General features: G+C 55.6%; 15 protein-coding genes and 1 pseudogene. 13 read left to right on the forward strand and 3 right to left on the reverse strand.

The window, feature by feature from the left end; all coding sequences use genetic code 11:
• The first annotated feature begins 1 nt into the window (after position 1).
• Positions 2 to 1,072 carry a sn-glycerol-3-phosphate import ATP-binding protein UgpC gene (locus tag ABOC97_RS07815; protein ID WP_061282586.1) on the forward strand — a complete coding sequence of 357 codons (1,071 nt, stop codon included), beginning with the start codon at positions 2 to 4 and terminating at the stop codon, positions 1,070 to 1,072.
• The gene (gene ugpQ, locus ABOC97_RS07820; RefSeq protein WP_349596002.1) at positions 1,069 to 1,809 is read left to right on the forward strand and encodes a glycerophosphodiester phosphodiesterase; all 741 of its coding nucleotides are present in this window, start codon (positions 1,069 to 1,071) and stop codon (positions 1,807 to 1,809) included. Before ABOC97_RS07815 ends, ugpQ begins: the two co-directional genes overlap by 4 nt.
• An 8-nt stretch (positions 1,810 to 1,817) precedes the next feature.
• Here the strand turns inward: ugpQ and ABOC97_RS07825 are convergent.
• Positions 1,818 to 2,129: pseudogene (locus tag ABOC97_RS07825) on the reverse strand (DUF2756 family protein); the annotation flags it as partial.
• A gap of 122 nt (positions 2,130 to 2,251) precedes the next feature.
• Between ABOC97_RS07825 and ggt the strand changes: the two are divergent.
• A complete protein-coding gene (gene ggt, locus ABOC97_RS07830) occupies positions 2,252 to 3,991 on the forward strand; it encodes a gamma-glutamyltransferase (RefSeq protein WP_349596061.1) in 1,740 nt (579 codons plus the stop codon).
• A 118-nt stretch (positions 3,992 to 4,109) separates the two neighbouring features.
• Here ggt and yhhY read toward each other — a convergent pair whose 3' ends face one another.
• Complete coding sequence (yhhY, locus tag ABOC97_RS07835; protein ID WP_349596005.1) at positions 4,110 to 4,601, reverse strand: N-acetyltransferase; 492 nt, start codon at positions 4,599 to 4,601, stop codon at positions 4,110 to 4,112.
• 266 nt (positions 4,602 to 4,867) lie between these two features.
• Between yhhY and ABOC97_RS07840 the strand changes: the two genes are divergently transcribed.
• From ABOC97_RS07840 to gntU, 5 genes are all read left to right on the forward strand, one after another.
• Positions 4,868 to 5,905 (forward strand): oxidoreductase, encoded by a 1,038-nt coding sequence (locus ABOC97_RS07840; RefSeq protein WP_349596008.1) that lies wholly within the window; start codon positions 4,868 to 4,870, stop codon positions 5,903 to 5,905.
• 121 nt (positions 5,906 to 6,026) lie between these two features.
• Complete coding sequence (locus ABOC97_RS07845; RefSeq protein ID WP_234504349.1) at positions 6,027 to 6,722, forward strand: pirin family protein; 696 nt, start codon at positions 6,027 to 6,029, stop codon at positions 6,720 to 6,722.
• A gap of 101 nt (positions 6,723 to 6,823) precedes the next feature.
• Positions 6,824 to 7,819, forward strand: a complete 996-nt coding sequence (gene gntR / locus ABOC97_RS07850; protein WP_349596011.1) for a gluconate operon transcriptional repressor GntR — start codon at positions 6,824 to 6,826, stop codon at positions 7,817 to 7,819.
• Between the two features lie 147 nt (positions 7,820 to 7,966).
• The gene (gntK, locus tag ABOC97_RS07855; protein ID WP_052282858.1) at positions 7,967 to 8,500 is read left to right on the forward strand and encodes a gluconokinase; all 534 of its coding nucleotides are present in this window, start codon (positions 7,967 to 7,969) and stop codon (positions 8,498 to 8,500) included.
• The gene (gene gntU / locus ABOC97_RS07860; protein WP_052282857.1) at positions 8,497 to 9,837 is read left to right on the forward strand and encodes a gluconate transporter; all 1,341 of its coding nucleotides are present in this window, start codon (positions 8,497 to 8,499) and stop codon (positions 9,835 to 9,837) included. The genes gntK and gntU overlap by 4 nt, the downstream gene beginning before the upstream one ends.
• A gap of 91 nt (positions 9,838 to 9,928) precedes the next feature.
• On the opposite strand, the gene ABOC97_RS07865 is transcribed toward gntU, so the two are convergent.
• Positions 9,929 to 10,522, reverse strand: coding sequence for a YhgN family NAAT transporter (locus tag ABOC97_RS07865; protein WP_349596016.1), 594 nt, complete (start codon positions 10,520 to 10,522; stop codon positions 9,929 to 9,931).
• A 234-nt stretch (positions 10,523 to 10,756) separates the two neighbouring features.
• Between ABOC97_RS07865 and asd the strand changes: the two genes are divergently transcribed.
• The 5 genes from asd (at position 10,757) to glgA (ending at position 19,087) form a co-directional block, all read left to right on the forward strand.
• A complete protein-coding gene (gene asd / locus ABOC97_RS07870) occupies positions 10,757 to 11,863 on the forward strand; it encodes an aspartate-semialdehyde dehydrogenase (RefSeq protein WP_349596019.1) in 1,107 nt (368 codons plus the stop codon).
• A gap of 250 nt (positions 11,864 to 12,113) precedes the next feature.
• Positions 12,114 to 14,300, forward strand: coding sequence for a 1,4-alpha-glucan branching enzyme (gene glgB, locus ABOC97_RS07875; RefSeq protein ID WP_349596022.1), 2,187 nt, complete (start codon positions 12,114 to 12,116; stop codon positions 14,298 to 14,300).
• A gap of 2 nt (positions 14,301 to 14,302) precedes the next feature.
• Positions 14,303 to 16,279 carry a glycogen debranching protein GlgX gene (gene glgX, locus ABOC97_RS07880; RefSeq protein ID WP_349596025.1) on the forward strand — a complete coding sequence of 659 codons (1,977 nt, stop codon included), beginning with the start codon at positions 14,303 to 14,305 and terminating at the stop codon, positions 16,277 to 16,279.
• Between the two features lie 79 nt (positions 16,280 to 16,358).
• Entirely contained in the window at positions 16,359 to 17,654 is a 1,296-nt protein-coding gene (glgC, locus tag ABOC97_RS07885; protein ID WP_349596028.1) for a glucose-1-phosphate adenylyltransferase, read from the forward strand.
• Complete coding sequence (gene glgA, locus ABOC97_RS07890) at positions 17,654 to 19,087, forward strand: glycogen synthase GlgA (RefSeq protein WP_349596063.1); 1,434 nt, start codon at positions 17,654 to 17,656, stop codon at positions 19,085 to 19,087. Before glgC ends, glgA begins: the two co-directional genes overlap by 1 nt.
• Positions 19,088 to 19,097 lie beyond the last annotated feature (10 nt).

Here is a 19,097-nt window from a genome sequence, read left to right on the forward strand (position 1 = left end):
AATGGCAGGTTTAAAACTACAGGCAGTAACCAAAAGCTGGGATGGCAAAACCCAGGTGATTCAACCACTGACGCTGGACGTGGCGGACGGGGAATTTATTGTGATGGTCGGCCCCTCGGGCTGCGGCAAATCGACGCTGCTGCGTATGGTGGCCGGGCTTGAGCGAGTCACCAGCGGTGATATCTGGATTGACCGCAAGCGTGTGACCGAAATGGAGCCGAAGGATCGCGGCATCGCGATGGTGTTTCAGAACTACGCGCTCTATCCGCACATGAGCGTAGAAGAGAATATGGCCTGGGGCCTGAAGATTCGCGGGATGGGTAAAGCGCATATTGCGGAAAAGGTGCAGGAGGCGGCGCGCATTCTGGAGCTGGATGGCTTGCTTAAACGGCGCCCGCGCGAACTCTCCGGCGGCCAGCGCCAGCGCGTAGCGATGGGGCGCGCTATCGTGCGTGACCCGGCGGTATTCCTGTTCGATGAACCGCTGTCTAACCTCGATGCCAAGCTGCGTGTGCAGATGCGCCTCGAACTTCAGCATCTTCATCGTCGCCTCAAAACCACTTCGCTGTACGTTACCCATGACCAGGTCGAGGCGATGACGCTGGCCCAGCGGGTGATGGTGATGAACAAAGGTATCGCCGAGCAGATTGGTACGCCAGTAGAAGTGTACGAAAAACCGGCCAGCCGTTTTGTGGCGAGCTTTATTGGCAGCCCGGCGATGAACCTGCTGGATGGGCAAATGGATGAGACCGGAACCCGATTTGTGCTGGCCAACGGCATGCAGCTACCGCTGCCGGGTATGCGCCGTGAATTTGCCGGACGCCGTATGACGCTGGGTATCCGCCCGGAGCATATTGCGCTAAGCTCGCAGGCGGAAAACGGCGTGCCGATGGTGGTCGATACGCTGGAAATTTTAGGGGCAGATAACCTGGCGCACGGGCGCTTTGGCGAACAGAAAATGGTGGTTCGATTGCCGCACCAGTTACGCCCGAATGCAGGCACCACGCTGTGGCTGCATCTGCCGGACGAACATCTGCACCTCTTTGAAGGTGAAACAGGATTACGCGTATGAGCAACTGGCCTTATCCCCACATCGTCGCCCACCGTGGCGGCGGTAAGCTGGCACCGGAAAACACCCTCGCGGCGATTGATGTTGGCGCGCACTACGGTCATACCATGATCGAGTTTGACGCGAAGTTATCGAAAGACGGAGAGATCTTCCTGCTGCACGATGACAACCTTGAACGCACCAGCAACGGCTGGGGCGTGGCGGGTGAGCTGAGCTGGCAGGATTTGCTGCGGGTGGATGCGGGTAGCTGGTTTAGCAGCAGCTTTAAAGGCGAACCACTACCGCTGCTTTCTCAGGTGGCGGAGCGCTGTCGCCAGCACGGCATGATGGCGAATATCGAAATCAAACCAACCACCGGCACCGGGCCGCTGACCGGCAAGGTTGTGGCGCTGGCCGCGCGCGAACTGTGGGCTGACATGACGCCACCGCTGCTGTCGTCATTTGAAATCGACGCACTGGAAGCGGCGCAGCAGGCTGTACCTGAGCTGCCGCGCGGTCTGTTGCTCGATGAGTGGCGTGACGACTGGCGCGAGCTGACGACGCGTTTAGAATGCGTCTCCATCCACCTCAACCACCGCTTACTGGATGAAGCGCGGGTCGATGCGTTGCAGGAGGCCGGTCTGAAGATTCTGGTCTATACGGTGAATAATCCCCAGCGCGCGGCGGAGCTTCTGCGCTGGGGCGTGAACAGCATCTGTACCGATGCGATTGACGTGATTGGCCCGAACTTCCAGCCTTAATACTGTTTCAGCATGTCGCCGTTTCTTTTAGGAACGGCCTGCTGGCTCGGCGCATTCAGCATTCCTGGTTGCGTTTGCTGAATACGCTGCTGATTGGTATTGAGCTGATTTTGCAGATGCTGATCCTGTTGCTGCGTCTGCAGCTTAAGCTGTTGATTCAGCATTCCCTTATTTTGCTGCTGCTGGTTCAGCATTCGCGACTGCATCCGTTGCTGGCTGGGGATCTCGTACCCCGGCTGGTTCGGGTTATTGTCGATATTTAATGGCGCGGCAAGCGCCGTGAACGGCAAAAGTGCCGCCAGAATCAGTAGTCGTTTCATCGTCTTTCCTCCTTTGAGGGATCCTCTAAGTTTACTCCTTTCCCATCAGAACGAGGATTATTTCAGCATTATGAACCAGGCTTAATCCGGGACGTCCCCGTACACTCTGGAGAATTATGCTAATGATAAAGCCGTCATTTTTATGTCGGGTAGCGCTTGCTGCTCTGCTGGCAGGGAGCTGTTACAGCGCCGTCGCCGCACCACCGCCGCCGGTTTCCTATGGTGTTGAAGAAGATGTTTTCCATCCTGTCCGTGCGCAGCAGGGGATGGTGGCCTCGGTCGATGCGATGGCGACGCAGGTTGGGGTTGATATCCTCAAACAGGGGGGGAACGCCGTGGATGCTGCGGTTGCCGTAGGCTATGCGCTGGCGGTCACTCATCCGCAGGCGGGCAATCTTGGCGGCGGCGGTTTTATGATGCTGCGCACCAAAGACGGCAAAACCACGGCGATAGATTTCCGTGAAATGGCCCCGGAGCAGGCATCGCGCGATATGTTCCTCGACTCGCAAGGCAATCCAGACAGTAAAAAATCCCTCACTTCGCATCTGGCTTCCGGTACGCCGGGCACCGTGGCGGGTTTTTCGCTGGCGCTGGAGAAGTATGGCACGATGCCGCTGAATAAAGTGGTTCAGCCCGCCATCAAACTGGCGCAGGACGGTTTTACCGTTAATAGCGCACTGGCCGACGACCTCAAAACTTACGGTAGCGAAGTGTTGCCGAACCATGCCAACAGTAAAGCCATCTTCTGGAAAGACGGCGAGCCGCTGAAGCAGGGCGACAAACTGGTGCAGACCAATCTGGCGAAAAGCCTGACGCTTATCGCTGAAAACGGCCCGGATGCTTTCTATAAAGGCGCTATCGCCGACCAGATTGCCGAAGAGATGCATAACAATGGCGGCCTGATGAGCAAGGTCGATCTGGCAAATTACAAGGCGGTGGAGCGCACGCCGATTAGCGGCGAATATCGTGGCTACGAAGTCTTCTCTATGCCGCCGCCGTCTTCCGGTGGGATCCATATCGTCCAAATTCTCAATATCCTCGAAAACTTCGACCTGCATAAATACGGCTTCGGCAGCGCCGATGCGATGCAGCTGATGGCGGAAGCGGAAAAACACGCTTATGCCGACCGCTCGGAGTACCTCGGTGACCCGGATTTTGTGAAGGTGCCATGGCAGGCGCTGACCAACAAAGCCTACGCAAAATCGATTGCCGGGGAGATTGACCTCAACAAAGCTAAACCGTCGAGCGAGATTAAACCGGGCAAGCTGGCGCCGTACGAGAGCAATCAAACCACTCATTTCTCAGTGGTGGATAAAGACGGGAACGCAGTGGCGGTGACCTATACGCTGAACACCACTTTCGGCACCGGCATTGTGGCGGGGAACACCGGCATTCTGATGAACAACGAGATGGATGACTTCTCCGCTAAACCGGGCGTACCGAACGTTTACGGATTGGTGGGCGGAGACGCGAACGCCGTGGGGCCGAAAAAACGCCCGCTGTCGTCGATGTCGCCGACTATCGTGGTGAAAGACGGCAAAACCTGGCTGGTGACCGGTAGTCCTGGCGGCAGCCGAATTATCACCACGGTACTGCAAATGGTGGTGAATACCGTTGATTTCGGGATGAATGTGGCGGAAGCAACCAATGCGCCGCGTTTCCACCATCAATGGCTGCCGGATGAGCTGCGGGTGGAGAAGGGCTTTAGCCCGGATACGCTGAAGCTGCTGGAAGGAAAAGGGCAGAAAGTGGCGGTGAAAGAGGCGATGGGCAGCACCCAGAGCATTATGGTGGGGCCGGACGGCACGCTGTACGGCGCGTCCGACCCACGTTCGCCGGATGATTTGACTGCGGGGTACTAGTTTACCCTCAGCCCTTTCCCCTTAGCTTCAGGTGAGTCTCTGAAAATCCGAAGATGGATGCAGGATTAGAGCACTAAACGGTACCCTCTCCCTTTTAGGGAGAGGGTTAGGGTGAGGGTTACCCCTTCAGCCGAGCCATAAAGTAGGCATCCACATACTCGCCGTTGCGCAGGGCATACTTGCGCCCGGTGCCTTCAATCTCAAAGCCATGTTTCTGATACACCGCCACTGCCGGAGCGTTATCCACAAACACCGTCAATTCAATGCGGTCGACGCGCAGCCAGTTGTCGCACATGTCTATCATGGTGCGAACCAGCGCGCTGGCGACGCCGCGATTCTGCCAGCGCGAATCCACGCTGATGCCAAAATCGGCGACGTGGCTACGGCGCGGACGCTGAGCAACATCAATCGTCAGATGCCCGACGACCTGCTCATCAATGCAGGCGACTAGCTGTTTAACGCCGGGCCGGTCGACTAGCCGTTCGTGCCACATATGGCTGGAAGGATGAGGGACCTGTAGCGTGTTGTGATACACCTCCGGCTGGGCGTGGATTTGACGGATTGCGTCGTAATCGTTGGCTTCGGCATGGCGAATCACTATGTCACTCATTCTTCATTTCCTTTTGGGGTTAAAAGTCCCTTTTAACATCATTGATTTTTAAATGTGCGTCAATTAGCTTTTTTTGCAAAAAACGGTAGACAAGTGCGAATGAGAATGATTATTATTGTCCTGCATTCAGGGCGTCCTTGCGGAGCTTCTGAAAGCACGACATTGCTCACATTGCTTCCAGTATTACTTTAGCCAGCTTAATGCTGGCTTTTTTTTGTCTGTAGTTACGTTATGGTATTCAGCAACTATTTCAAAAGGACTGAATCATGACCCTACACTGCGCCTTCATTGGCTTTGGCAAAAGCGCCACTCGCTACCATCTCCCGTACGTTTTACACCGCAAAGCCGACTGGCACGTTGCCCATATTTTTCGCCGTAGCCCGAAGCCGGACGAACAGCAGCCGCAGTACGCGCATATCCACTTCACCAGCGAGCTAAACGACATCCTGCACGATCCTCAGGTCAAGCTGGTGGTGGTTTGTACCCATGCGGACAGCCATTTTGAATATGCGAAGAAAGCGCTGGAAGCGGGCAAGAACGTGCTGGTGGAAAAACCGTTCACCCCAACGCTTGCTGAAGCGAGGGAACTGTTTGCGCTGGCGAAAAGCAAAGGCTTGACCGTATCACCGTACCAGAATCGCCGCTTTGATGCCTGTTTCCTGACGGCGAAAAAAGCCATCGAGAGCGGTAAGCTTGGCGACATCGTGGAAGTGGAAAGCCACTTCGACTACTTCCGCCCGGAAGCGCCAACTCAGCCGGGACGCCCGCAGGACGGCGCGTTTTATGGTCTCGGCGTTCATACCATGGACCAGATCATTTCGTTGTTTGGCCGTCCGGATCATGCAGCATATGACATCCGTAGCCTGCGCAACCCGGCCAACCCTGATGATACTTTCGAAGCGCAGCTGTTTTACGGCAACCTGAAGGCGATTGTGAAAACCAGCCATCTGGTGAAAATCGACTATCCGAAATTCATCGTTCACGGCACCAAAGGATCGTTTGTGAAATACGGCATCGACCAGCAGGAGACCAGCCTGAAGGCGGGGATTATGCCGGGTGATGCTGGATTCGCGGCGGACGATACTTTAGCGCGGCTGGAGTATGTCAATGACGCGGGTGAAACGGTGAAAGAAGAGTGGCGAGCCGAACAGGGCGATTATGGCCGCGTGTATGACGCGCTGTATCAGACACTGGTAAACGGAACGCCGAATTTCGTCAAGGAAATTGAGGCTCTAACCAATATGGAGCTGCTGGAAAGGGCCTTCGAACAGCCATCTCCTGCCACGATAACCCTCGCCAAATAAGCAATAATGACTCCTCTGTTGTTGTTCATATTTTTTGAACAGAGGAGTCAATTTTCACCCACTATCATCCCAGGCTGTTTACGTCCAAACTTGTTTCATCGAAAACATGAGGGGGTAAAAAATGATTTTCTTACGCAAAGCAAACGAACGTGGTCACGCAAATCATGGTTGGCTGGACTCCTGGCATACCTTCTCTTTTGCTGATTATTACGATCCGAATTTTATGGGCTTCTCCGCGCTGCGCGTCATTAACGATGACGTGATTGATGCCGGTCAGGGGTTCGGTACCCATCCGCATAAAGACATGGAAATCCTGACCTACGTTCTGGAAGGCGCCGTTGAGCACCAGGACAGCATGGGTAATAAAGAACAGGTTCCGGCGGGTGAGTTCCAGATTATGAGTGCGGGTACCGGGATTCGTCACTCCGAGTACAACCCAAGCGCCACCGACAAGCTGCACCTGTACCAGATCTGGATCATTCCAGAAAAAACCGGCATCACGCCGCGCTACGAACAGCGCCGCTTCGACGCTGAACAGGGCAAACAGCTGGTGCTGTCGCCGGATGCGCGTGAAGGTTCGCTGAAAGTGTATCAGGACATGGAGCTGTACCGCTGGGCGCTGACGAAAGACGAACAGTCGATTCATCAGATTGCCGCTGACCGCCGCGTGTGGATCCAGGTGGTAAAAGGTAACGTGAGCATCAACGGAACTAAAGCCACCACCAGCGATGGCCTGGCCATTTGGGATGAGCAGGCGATTTCAATCCATGCGGATAGCGACAGCGAAATTTTACTCTTCGATCTGCCGCCAGTTTGATCCGGCTTAAATAAATCACGCAACCTCCCCAATCTAGCGGGGAGGTTGCGCCATCTCCGTGGTAAACTTCAGCAATATTTCACCTTGCTTGCCTCTGGACGATGAAAAAGAAAAGACCCGTACTTCAGGATGTTGCCGATCGCGTTGGCGTGACCAAAATGACGGTTAGCCGTTTTCTCCGTAATCCGGAACAGGTTTCCGTAGCGTTGCGCGGTAAAATTGCGGCGGCTCTTGATGATTTGGGTTACATCCCCAATCGTGCTCCCGATATTCTTTCCAACTCCACCAGTCGCGCCATCGGCGTACTTTTACCGTCATTAACTAACCAGGTCTTCGCCGAAGTGCTGCGCGGCGTGGAAAGCGTCACTGACGCCTACGGCTACCAGACAATGCTGGCGCACTATGGCTATAAGCCGGAGATGGAACAGGAGCGTCTGGAGTCAATGCTCTCGTGGAATATCGACGGCCTGATCCTCACCGAACGCACCCACACTCCTCGCACCCTGAAGATGATTGAAGTCGCCGGGATCCCCGTGGTGGAGCTGATGGACAGCCAATCGCCGTGCCTCGACATCGCCGTCGGCTTCGACAACTTTGAAGCGGCGCGCCAGATGACGGCGGCCATAATTGCCCGCGGCCACCGACACATTGCTTATTTAGGCGCGCGTCTTGATGAGCGTACTATCATCAAGCAGAAAGGCTATGAGCAGGCGATGCTGGATGCGGGATTAACGCCGTATAGCGTCATGGTTGAGCAATCATCGTCGTACACCTCGGGGATTGAGCTGATGCGCCAGGCGCGCCGGGAATTCTCGCAGCTTGACGGCATCTTCTGTACCAACGATGACCTTGCGGTTGGTGCCGCATTTGAATGTCAGCGTCTGGGCCTCAAAATTCCTGATGATATCGCCATTGCCGGTTTCCACGGCCACGACATCGGCCAGGTGATGGAACCCCGTCTCGCCAGCGTCCTGACGCCGCGTGAGCGTATGGGCCGCATTGGCGCAGAGCGACTGCTGGCGCGCATCCGTGGTGAAGCAGTTACGCCAAAAATGTTAGATTTAGGTTTCACTTTGTCACCGGGCGGTTCTATTTAGCTCTGACAAATTTGAACTAGATCACACATATTCACTTAGAATTCACTTCCGGCACGAATGGTTATTGCTTATCCACTTGCCCGGCAGGACAATGTTACCGATAACAGTTACCCGTAACAATTCCTTAGTGCCCAACAGGAGGACGCCTTGAGCACGACTAACCACGATCACCACGTCTATGTACTGATGGGCGTATCCGGCAGCGGTAAATCTGCGGTTGCCAGCGAAGTCGCGCATCGCCTGAACGCTGCATTTCTGGACGGCGACTTCCTGCATCCACGCTGCAATATCGTCAAAATGTCCTCCGGCGAGCCGCTGAACGACGACGATCGCAAACCATGGTTGCAGGCACTGAACGACGCTGCATTCGCGATGCAACGTACCAACAAAGTATCGCTGATTGTCTGCTCTGCGCTGAAAAAAGCGTACCGCGACATTCTGCGCGAAGGTAACCCAAATCTGTCTTTCATCTACATGAAAGGCGATTTTGAAGTGATTGAAAGCCGCCTGAAGGCGCGTAAAGGCCACTTCTTCAAAACGCAGATGCTGGTGACCCAATTCGAAACCCTGCAAGAGCCGGGCGCTGAAGAACGCGATGTACTGGTGGTTGATATCGATCAGCCGCTGGAAGGCGTTATCGACAGCACAATTGAATTGATTAACAAAGGCCGTATCGCGTGACAACTCTAACGCTCGTTTTAACAGCAGTCGGTTCTGTTTTGCTGCTGCTGTTTTTAGTCATGAAGGCGCGTATGCACGCCTTCCTGGCTTTGATGGTGGTTTCTATTGGTGCAGGTCTGTTCTCCGGTATGCCGCTGACCAAAATCGCGGCCACCATGGAGAAAGGCATGGGCGGCACGCTGGGCTTTCTGGCGATTGTGGTCGCGCTTGGCGCAATGTTCGGCAAAATTCTGCATGAAACCGGCGCGGTCGATCAGATTGCCGTCAAGATGCTGAAGTCATTCGGCCATAACCGTGCGCACTTTGCTATTGGCCTGGCTGGCCTGATTTGCGCGCTGCCGCTGTTCTTCGAAGTGGCCATCGTGCTGCTGATTAGCGTGGCGTTCTCGATGGCGCGTCACACCGGTACCAACCTGGTGAAACTGGTGATTCCACTGTTTGCCGGTGTAGCCGCTGCCGCTGCGTTCCTGGTCCCTGGCCCTGCGCCAATGCTGCTGGCCTCCCAGATGCACGCCGACTTTGGTTGGATGATCCTGATTGGCCTGTGTGCAGCTATTCCAGGAATGCTGATTGCCGGTCCGCTGTGGGGCAACTTTATCAGCCGCTACGTGGAACTGAACATTCCTGAAGACGTCACCGAGCCGCATTTGGGCGAAGGCAAAATGCCTTCCTTCGGCTTCAGCCTTGCGCTGATCCTACTGCCGCTGGTGCTGGTCGGTCTGAAAACCGTCGCCGCTCGCTTTGTGCCGGAAGGTTCTGAAGTTTATCAGTGGTTTGAATTTATCGGTCACCCGTTCACGGCGATTCTGGTTGCCTGTCTGGTCGCGATTTATGGTCTGGCATTCCGTCAGGGCATGGCGAAAGATAAGGTGATGGAGATTTGCGGTCATGCGTTGCAGCCTGCGGGTATTATCCTGCTGGTTATCGGTGCTGGCGGCGTGTTCAAACAGGTGCTAGTTGATTCCGGCGTTGGCCCGGCGTTGGGCGAAGCGTTAACCGGGATGGGCCTGCCTATCGCGCTGACCTGCTTCATCCTGGCCGCTGCGGTACGTATTATTCAGGGTTCGGCGACGGTTGCTTGTCTGACCGCTGTGGGTCTGGTGATGCCGGTGATCGAACAGCTTCACTACAACGGTGCACAGCTGGCTGCACTGTCTATCTGTATCGGCGGCGGTTCTATCGTGGTGAGCCACGTGAACGATGCCGGCTTCTGGCTGTTCGGTAAGTTTACCGGCGCTACCGAAGCGCAGACGCTGAAAACCTGGACCATGATGGAAACCATCCTTGGTACCGTCGGTGCGATTGTTGGTATGGTGGCGTTTACGCTGCTGAGCTAATACTTGTACCCAACCCGGCGCTGTGCCGACGGGTTCGCTAAACCTTCGCCCGGGCTCACATCAGTGTCGCCCGGGCGAATTGTTTCTACGACTATCCTTTCATCCACGCCCGAATACCGTCCAGGAACATCTGGGTGGCCATCATCACCAGAATCAACCCCATCAGACGCTCTAAGGCGTTGACGCCTTTCTCGCCCAGCAGGCGCAGGAATAGCGACGATTGCAGCAGAATCACCACCGTACCGCCCCAGGCAATCAGCAGCGCAATCACCAGGTGCGATAGATTATTGGGATACTGGTGCGAAAGTAGCATCAGCGTCGCCAACAGCGACGGCCCGGCCACCAGGGGAATCGCCAGCGGCACAATAAATGGCTCTTCGCCCGCGGGTAAACCATTGCTGCCGCCCTCGGCGCTTGGAAAAATCATCTTGATGGCAATCAGGAACAAAATAATCCCACCGGAGATAGAAACGGTCTCTGCGCTCAGGTTCAGGAAGGCGAGAATTTTTTCACCAGCGAACAGGAAAATGAGCATTATCAGCAGTGCGATTAAAAGCTCACGTATCATGATCGCCTTGCGGCGCTTGGGTTCCGTGTGTTTTAGCACCGACATATAAATGGGTAAGTTTCCCAGTGGATCCATAATCAGGATCAATAAAACTGCGGCGGAAAAGATTTCACTCATCACTCATATTCCCTGATAATCGTTAAGGACTTTCTGCTTTACGCATCACCCAAGTCATGGATTCTGACGAGGGTAAATGTGGCCCCCAGGGGCGGGGGAATAAGTTGCATTTCTGATTGCTCTGCAATCATTGATTAATTTCACTTGCGACTTTAGCTGCTTTTTGTAATGTGATGGGATGGCCAGTGGGACTGGCAAGCATAAACAGCACACATATCTGCAGGAAAATACGCTATGAAAAATGTTGGTTTTATCGGCTGGCGCGGGATGGTCGGCTCTGTACTCATGCAACGCATGGTGGAAGAGCGCGATTTTGACGCCATTCGCCCGGTTTTCTTCTCTACCTCTCAGTTAGGCCAAGCTGCGCCAACCTTCGGCGGCAGCACTGGAGGTACGCTTCAGGATGCTTTCGATCTTGAAGCGCTGAAGGCGCTCGACATTATTGTCACCTGTCAGGGCGGAGATTATACCAACGAAATCTATCCTAAGCTTCGTGAAAGCGGCTGGCAGGGCTACTGGATTGACGCGGCCTCTTCGCTGCGTATGAAAGATGACGCCATTATCATTCTCGACCCGGTGAACCAGCAGGTGATCACCGACGGTTTGAACAACGGCGTGAAAACCTTTGTCGGCGGCAACTGTACCGTCAGCCTGATGCTGATGTCTCTGGGCGGCCTGTTCGCCAATGATCTGGTTGAGTGGGCTTCTGTTGCTACCTATCAGGCCGCTTCCGGCGGCGGTGCGCGCCATATGCGTGAACTGCTGACCCAGATGGGCCAACTGCATCACCACGTCGCCAGCGAGCTGGCAGACCCGGCTTCCGCCATCCTTGAGATCGAACGTAAAGTGACTACCCTGACCCGTAGCGGTGACCTGGCGGTAGATAACTTTGGCGTTCCGCTGGCGGGCAGCCTGATTCCGTGGATCGACAAGCAGCTCGACAACGGCCAGAGCCGCGAAGAGTGGAAAGGCCAGGCTGAGACCAATAAAATTCTCGCAACCTCTTCCGTCATCCCGGTTGATGGCCTGTGCGTGCGCGTCGGCGCGCTGCGCTGTCACAGCCAGGCATTCACCTTGAAATTGAAAAAAGATATTTCCATAAGCTCTGTAGAGGAATTGCTGGCGGCACATAATCCGTGGGCGAAAGTGGTTCCGAACGATCGTGAAATCACCATGCGTGAATTAACCCCTGCGGCAGTCACCGGTACGCTTACCACGCCTGTTGGACGTCTGCGTAAGCTGAATATGGGGCCGGAATATCTGTCAGCGTTTACCGTTGGCGACCAGCTTCTGTGGGGCGCCGCTGAGCCGCTGCGCCGCATGTTGCGCCAGCTGGCGTAAATATTTGTTCATTGATAGGGGGTGGCGATTCACCCCTTTTTTTTGCGTAATACAAGGAGTAAACGCAGATATGTTTAATTTTCTATCAGGAGTCAGGTAAAGCGTTGGCTATGCTTTAATCAGGGTCTATCGCCTTGACTGAAGGTTGAATGGAGCCGAGAAAGCACTCTTCTTTGTGCTGCACCGTTCGGGTCACAAATGTCGCCATTTACATTGGATTGGGGCGATACAAAAACAAAGGATGACAAACATGTCCGATCGTATTGATAGAGACGTGATTAACGCGCTAATTGCAGGCCATTTTGCGGATCCTTTCTCCGTATTAGGGATGCACCGAACGGAATCGGGACTGGAAGTCCGGGCATTGCTGCCCGACGCGACCGACGTTTGGGTGATTGAGCCTAAAACCGGGCATAAAGTTGGCAAACTGGAGTGCGTAGACGCACGAGGTTTCTTTTGTGGCATTCTGCCGCGACGTAAAAATTTCTTCCGTTATCAATTAGCTGTTGTCTGGCATGGCCAGCAGAATCTGATTGACGATCCCTACAGTTTTGGCCCATTGCTCCAGGAAATGGACGCATGGCTGTTGTCTGAAGGGACCCATTTACGCCCATATGAAACGCTGGGCGCGCATGCGGATACTATGGACGGCGTAACCGGGACGCGCTTTGCCGTCTGGGCACCAAACGCGCGTCGGGTCTCCGTGGTGGGTCAGTTCAACTACTGGGATGGTCGCCGCCATCCGATGCGCCTGCGTCGGGAGTCAGGGATCTGGGAGCTGTTTATTCCCGGTGCGCACAATGGTCAGCTGTATAAATTCGAGATGATCGACGCCAACGGTGCGCTGCGGGTGAAGGCTGACCCGTACGCCTTTGAAGCTCAAATGCGTCCGGATACCGCCTCGCTGATTTGCGGCCTGCCGCCTAAGGTTGAACAGAGCGAAGAACGCAAAAAAGCCAACCAGTTTGATGCGCCGATCTCTATCTACGAAGTGCATTTGGGTTCCTGGCGTCGTCATACGGACAACAACTTCTGGCTGAGCTATCGCGAGCTGGCCGATGAACTGGTGCCGTATGCTAAATGGATGGGCTTTACCCATCTGGAACTGCTGCCGATTAATGAGCATCCGTTCGATGGCAGCTGGGGCTATCAGCCAACGGGCCTGTTCGCGCCGACCCGCCGCTTCGGTACCCGCGAAGATTTCCGCTATTTCATCAATGCTGCACACGCCGCTGGTTTGAACATCATTCTCGACTGGGTGCCCGGTCACTTCCCGTCGGATGATTTCGCGCTGGCTGAATTTGACGGCACCAACCTGTACGAGCACAGCGATCCGCGCGAAGGCTACCATCAGGACTGGAATACCCTGATTTATAACTATGGCCGCCGCGAAGTGAGCAACTTCCTGGTCAGTAATGCCCTGTATTGGGTGGAACGCTTTGGCATTGACGCGCTGCGCGTGGATGCGGTGGCATCGATGATTTACCGCGACTACTCTCGTAAAGAGGGAGAGTGGATTCCGAACGAATTCGGCGGGCGTGAAAACCTCGAAGCTATTGAATTCCTGCGCAATACCAACCGTGTGCTGGGTGAACAGGTACCCGGCGCGGTGACGATGGCGGAAGAGTCGACGGACTTTGCCGGCGTGTCGCGCCCTGCGGATATGGGCGGCCTGGGCTTTTGGTTTAAGTGGAACCTGGGCTGGATGCACGACACCCTGGACTACATGAAGCTCGACCCGGTTCACCGTCAGTACCATCACGACAAAATGACCTTCGGCATGCTGTACAACCACACGGAGAACTTCGTGTTGCCGCTGTCGCATGACGAAGTGGTTCACGGTAAGAAATCGATTCTGGACCGTATGCCGGGCGATGCGTGGCAGAAATTTGCCAACCTGCGAGCCTACTACGGCTGGATGTTTGCCTTCCCTGGGAAAAAACTGCTGTTTATGGGCGATGAGTTTGCCCAGGGACGCGAGTGGAACTTTGACGGCAGCCTCGACTGGCATCTGCTGGAGGGCGGCGATAACTGGCATAACGGGGTTCAGCGTCTGGTACGCGACCTCAATCATACCTATCGCCACCATAAAGCCATGCACCAACTGGACTTCGACCCGTACGGTTTCGAATGGCTGGTGGTTGATGATAGCGCCCGCTCGGTGTTTGCTTTTGTCCGCCGCGACAAAGAGGGCAATGAAATCATCGTGGTCAGCAACTTTACGCCGGTCCCACGCCATGATTATCGCTTTGGGATTAATCAGCCGGGCCGCTGGCGCGAAGTGCTAAATACTGACTCCGGGCACTACCACGGCAGCAACACCGGCAACGGTGGCGAAGTGCGTAGCGACATGATTGAAAGCCACGGTCGCGCACAGTCGCTGAGCCTGACGCTGCCGCCGCTGTCGACTCTCTGGCTGGTACGAGAAGGGGATTAAGCATGGTCCAACTCGCCGCCGGAAAACCCGCTCCGCTGGGCGCCAGCTTTGATGGCGAGGGCGTGAACTTCACGCTCTTCTCAGCCCACGCACAGCGGGTTGAACTCTGCGTGTTTGATGCGCAGGGCAATGAGTCGCGCTATGACTTACTCGCACGCAGCGGCGACGTCTGGCATGGCTATTTGCCGCAGGCCCGTCCCGGCTTGCGCTACGGCTATCGAGTGCACGGTCCGTGGGATCCGCAGCAGGGCTACCGCTTTAACCCGGCAAAGCTGCTGCTCGATCCCTGCTGTTTTCGCGCCGAAGGGGATCCGATTGATGACCCGCGCTTTCATGACGGCTATGACACTCCGGACTGCCGCGATACCGCGGAGATTGCGCCGAAATCAGTAGTCGTTGATCTGTCCTACGACTGGCAGGACGACGTGGCACCACGCACCGCGTGGGGCAAAACCGTTATCTACGAAGCGCACGTGAAAGGGTTGACCTATCGCCATCCGGGATTGCCGGAAGAAATTCGCGGCACCTATAAGGCGCTGAGTCACCCGCTGATGATTGCGTATTTCAAGCGGTTGGGGATCAGCGCGCTGGAGCTGCTGCCGGTGGCGCATTTTGCCAACGAGCCGCGTCTGCAGCAGATGGGGTTGAAAAATTACTGGGGCTATAACCCGCTGGCGATTTTTGCGCTGGCGCCGCGTTACGCCAGCCAGCCTGAACAAGCGCTGGACGAGTTCCGTGATGCGGTGAAGGCGCTGCATCAAGCTGGGATCGAGGTGATCCTCGACGTGGTGTTAAACCACAGCGCCGAGTTGGATCTGCACTGTCAGACCTTCTCGCTGCGGGGGATCGATAACCGTAGCTATTATTGGTTAAGAGAGGATGGCGACTATCACAACTGGACCGGCTGCGGTAACACGCTGAATTTAAGCCACCCAGGCGTTGTGGAATATGCCCGCCAGTGCCTGCGGTTTTGGGTCGACGTGTGCCACGTTGATGGTTTTCGCTTTGATTTAGCGTCGGTGATCGGCCGGACGCCGGGTTATCGCCAGGATGCGCCGCTGTTTAACGCGATTCACGCGGACCCGGTGCTCTCGCAGGTGAAGCTGATTGCCGAGCCGTGGGATATCGGCGATGGCGGCTATCAGGTGGGCAATTTCCCGCCGCCGTTTAGCGAGTGGAACGACCATTTTCGCGATGCGATGCGCCGCTTCTGGCTTGAGGGGACGCTTTCGCTAGGAGAGTTTGCCCAGCGTTTTGCCGGCTCAAGCGACGTTTTTCAGCACCAGGAACGCCGCCCCAGCGCGGCTATCAATCTGGTGACGGCGCACGACGGTTTCACCCTGCGTGATTGTGTCAGCTTTAATGACAAGCACAATGACGCAAATGGTGAAGAAAACCGCGACGGCACGAGCAATAACCATAGCAATAATCATGGTATAGAAGGATTAGACGCGGATCCTGAGGTGATGGCGCGTCGGAGGGCAAGCGTTCAGGCGCTGCTGACTACGCTGCTGCTATCGCAGGGGACGCCAATGTTGCTGGCCGGTGACGAACACGGTCACAGCCAGCAAGGGAATAACAATGCCTACTGCCAGGACAATGCGTTGACCTGGCTTGATTGGGAAAATGCGGATGATGAGCTGACTGAGTTTACCGCCGCCTTAGTTCACCTGCGACAGCAGATCCCGGCTTTAACCGACGATTGCTGGTGGCAGGAGGGCGATGGCAACGTGCAGTGGCTCAATCGGGATGCGCAGCCGCTTAGCGCTGATGAGTGGCAGCACGGCGTGCGTCAGATGCAGATTCTGCTTTCCAGTCATTGGCTTATTACTCTCAATGCAACACAAGATGTGGCAAATCTAACGTTACCCGTGGGGGAATGGCGCGCCGTTTCTCCCTTCACCGGGGATGCTAACCCGGTGGTCATGGATGTCTGGCATGGGCCCGCGCACGGAGTGTGCGTATTTCAAAGGTCATAGTCTCTGAATTACCCGGAACCCAGCGGTCATGCTGGGAAACCCTATAACCCGGAAGGACGAGCAACAAAAGGAGTTAATCATGGTTAGGCTAGAAAAAAACGATCCCTTAATGCTGGCTCGCCAGTTACCTATTAAATCCGTCGCCCTGATTCTGGCAGGCGGACGCGGTTCGCGGCTTAAGGATCTCACCAATAAACGGGCAAAACCGGCGGTCCATTTCGGCGGGAAATTCCGCATTATCGACTTTGCGCTATCAAACTGTCTGAATTCTGGGATCCGACGGATCGGCGTTATCACTCAATATCAATCGCATACCCTGGTACAGCACATTCAGCGCGGATGGTCTCTGTTCAGCGAAGAGATGAACGAGTTCGTCGATCTGCTGCCAGCGCAGCAGCGAATGCACGGTGAAAACTGGTATCGCGGTACCGCCGATGCGGTGACCCAGAACCTCGACATTATTCGCCGTTATAAAGCGGAATATGTGGTCATCCTGGCCGGTGACCACATCTACAAGCAAGATTACTCGCGCATGCTTATCGACCACGTCGAAAAAGGCGCGCGTTGCACCGTCGCGTGCATTCCTGTGCCCATTGAAGAGGCACCGGCGTTTGGCGTGATGGCGGTCGACGAGAACGAAAAGATTATCGACTTCGTGGAAAAACCGGCAAATCCACCAGCGATGCCGGGCGATCCAACCAAATCCCTCGCCAGCATGGGTATCTATGTCTTTGATGCAGATTACCTTTATGAACTGCTGGAGCAGGATGATAGCGATGAAAACTCCAGCCACGATTTCGGCAAAGATTTAATTCCTAAAATTACCAAAGCTGGCGCGGCTTATGCACATCCCTTCCCGCTGTCCTGCGTACAGTCCGATCCGCATGCGGAACCGTACTGGCGCGACGTAGGGACGCTGGAAGCCTATTGGAAAGCGAACCTCGATCTGGCGTCCGTGACCCCTGAGCTGGATATGTACGACCAGCACTGGCCTATCCGTACGCACATGGAGTCTCTGCCTCCGGCGAAGTTTGTCCAGGACCGCTCCGGCAGCCACGGGATGACGCTGAACTCGCTGGTTTCCGGCGGTTGTATTATTTCAGGTTCGGTGGTGGTGCAGTCGGTGCTGTTCCCTCACGTACGTGTGAATTCATTCTGTAACATTGATTCGGCAGTCTTATTGCCAGACGTCTGGGTTGGACGTTCCTCGCGCCTGCGCCGCTGCGTTATCGACAGGGCCTGCGTGATCCCGGAAGGCATGGTTATCGGTGAAGACGTGGAAGAAGATACGCGTCGATTCTACCGTTCAGAAGAAGGGATCGTGCTGGTCACGCGCGAGATGCTGCGGCAGTTGGGGTATAAACAGGAGCGATGATGCAGGTTCTACATGTTTGTTCAGAGATGTTCCCGTTGTTAAAAACGGGCGGCCTTGCGGATGTTATCGGTGCGCTACCGGCAGCACAAATTGCTGATGGCACTGACGCACGCGTACTGCTACCGGCGTTCCCCGATATCCGTCGCGGGATCCCGGATGCCAAAGTGGTCGCCCGCCGCGAGACTTTCGCCGGGCGCATTACGCTGCTGTTCGGCCACTACAACGGGGTCGGCATTTATCTGATTGATGCGCCACATCTCTACGATCGCCCAGGGAGTCCGTATCACGACACCAACCTGAACGCCTATCCGGATAACGTTAAGCGCTTCGCGCTGCTAGGTTGGGTGGGCAGTGAAATGGCCTGTGGATTAGATCCATTCTGGCGTCCGGACGTGGTACACGCGCATGACTGGCACGCGGGGCTGGCTCCCGCTTACCTGGCGGCCCGTGGCCATCCGGCGAAATCGGTATTTACCGTCCACAACCTGGCGTATCAGGGGCTGTTTTACAGTCACCACATGGGTGAAATACAGCTGCCGGCAGACTTTTTCAACATCCATGGGCTGGAGTTCCACGGACAAATTTCATTCCTGAAAGCCGGGCTTTACTACGCCGACCACATTACGGCGGTGAGCCCGACCTATGCCCGGGAAATTACCGAACCGCAGTTTGCCTATGGGATGGAAGGGCTGCTACGCCAGCGCCATCGTGAAGGGCGCCTGTCGGGGATCTTAAACGGTGTGGATGACAACGTCTGGAGCCCGGAAAAGGATCTGCTGCTGCCCGCCAGCTACAGCCGCGATACGCTGGAGAAGAAGGCGGAGAACAAACGCCAGCTGCAGGTGGCGATGGGGCTGAAGGTGAGCGATACCGCGCCGCTGTTTGCGGTGGTCAGCCGTCTGACCAGCCAGAAAGGTTTAGATCTGGTGCTGGAGGCGCTGCCGGGCCTGCTTGAGCAGGGCGGTCAGCTGGCGCTGTTAGGGGCCGGCGATCCGGTTCTACAGCAAGGTTTCCTCGCCGCTGCCGCCGAACATCCGGGGCAGGTGGGCGTACAAATTGGCTATCACGAAGCGTTCTCGCACCGCATTATTGGCGGCGCCGACGTTATCCTGGTGCCGAGCCGCTTTGAGCCTTGTGGCTTAACGCAGCTGTATGGCTTGAAATACGGCACGCTGCCGCTGGTTCGCCGTACCGGTGGTCTGGCAGATACCGTTGCGGACAGCTCGCTGGAAAACCTCGCCGATGGCATTGCCAGCGGTTTTGTTTTCGAGGACAGCAACGCCTGGTCGCTGCTACGAGCCATTCGTCGTGCTTTCGTATTATGGTCTCGTCCTTCGCTCTGGCGGTATGTCCAGCGTCAGGCGATGAATATGGATTTCAGCTGGCAGGTTGCTGCGCACTCTTATCGTGAGCTTTATCAACGCCTGATCTAACTACGGGGAT

It is taken from the genome of Kluyvera huaxiensis (assembly GCF_040149365.1).
In the GTDB taxonomy this organism is placed as follows: domain Bacteria; phylum Pseudomonadota; class Gammaproteobacteria; order Enterobacterales; family Enterobacteriaceae; genus Kluyvera; species Kluyvera intermedia_A.

Coding starts and splice junctions, on each gene's coding strand:
- ABOC97_RS07815 (WP_061282586.1), top strand. CDS start 2: ATGGCAGGTTTAAAACTACAGGCAGTAACCAAAAGCTGGGATGGCAAA.
- ugpQ (WP_349596002.1), top strand. CDS start 1,069: ATGAGCAACTGGCCTTATCCCCACATCGTCGCCCACCGTGGCGGCGGT.
- ggt (WP_349596061.1), top strand. CDS start 2,252: ATGATAAAGCCGTCATTTTTATGTCGGGTAGCGCTTGCTGCTCTGCTG.
- yhhY (WP_349596005.1), bottom strand. CDS start 4,601: ATGAGTGACATAGTGATTCGCCATGCCGAAGCCAACGATTACGACGCA.
- ABOC97_RS07840 (WP_349596008.1), top strand. CDS start 4,868: ATGACCCTACACTGCGCCTTCATTGGCTTTGGCAAAAGCGCCACTCGC.
- ABOC97_RS07845 (WP_234504349.1), top strand. CDS start 6,027: ATGATTTTCTTACGCAAAGCAAACGAACGTGGTCACGCAAATCATGGT.
- gntR (WP_349596011.1), top strand. CDS start 6,824: ATGAAAAAGAAAAGACCCGTACTTCAGGATGTTGCCGATCGCGTTGGC.
- ABOC97_RS07865 (WP_349596016.1), bottom strand. CDS start 10,522: ATGAGTGAAATCTTTTCCGCCGCAGTTTTATTGATCCTGATTATGGAT.
- asd (WP_349596019.1), top strand. CDS start 10,757: ATGAAAAATGTTGGTTTTATCGGCTGGCGCGGGATGGTCGGCTCTGTA.
- glgB (WP_349596022.1), top strand. CDS start 12,114: ATGTCCGATCGTATTGATAGAGACGTGATTAACGCGCTAATTGCAGGC.
- glgX (WP_349596025.1), top strand. CDS start 14,303: ATGGTCCAACTCGCCGCCGGAAAACCCGCTCCGCTGGGCGCCAGCTTT.
- glgC (WP_349596028.1), top strand. CDS start 16,359: ATGGTTAGGCTAGAAAAAAACGATCCCTTAATGCTGGCTCGCCAGTTA.
- glgA (WP_349596063.1), top strand. CDS start 17,654: ATGCAGGTTCTACATGTTTGTTCAGAGATGTTCCCGTTGTTAAAAACG.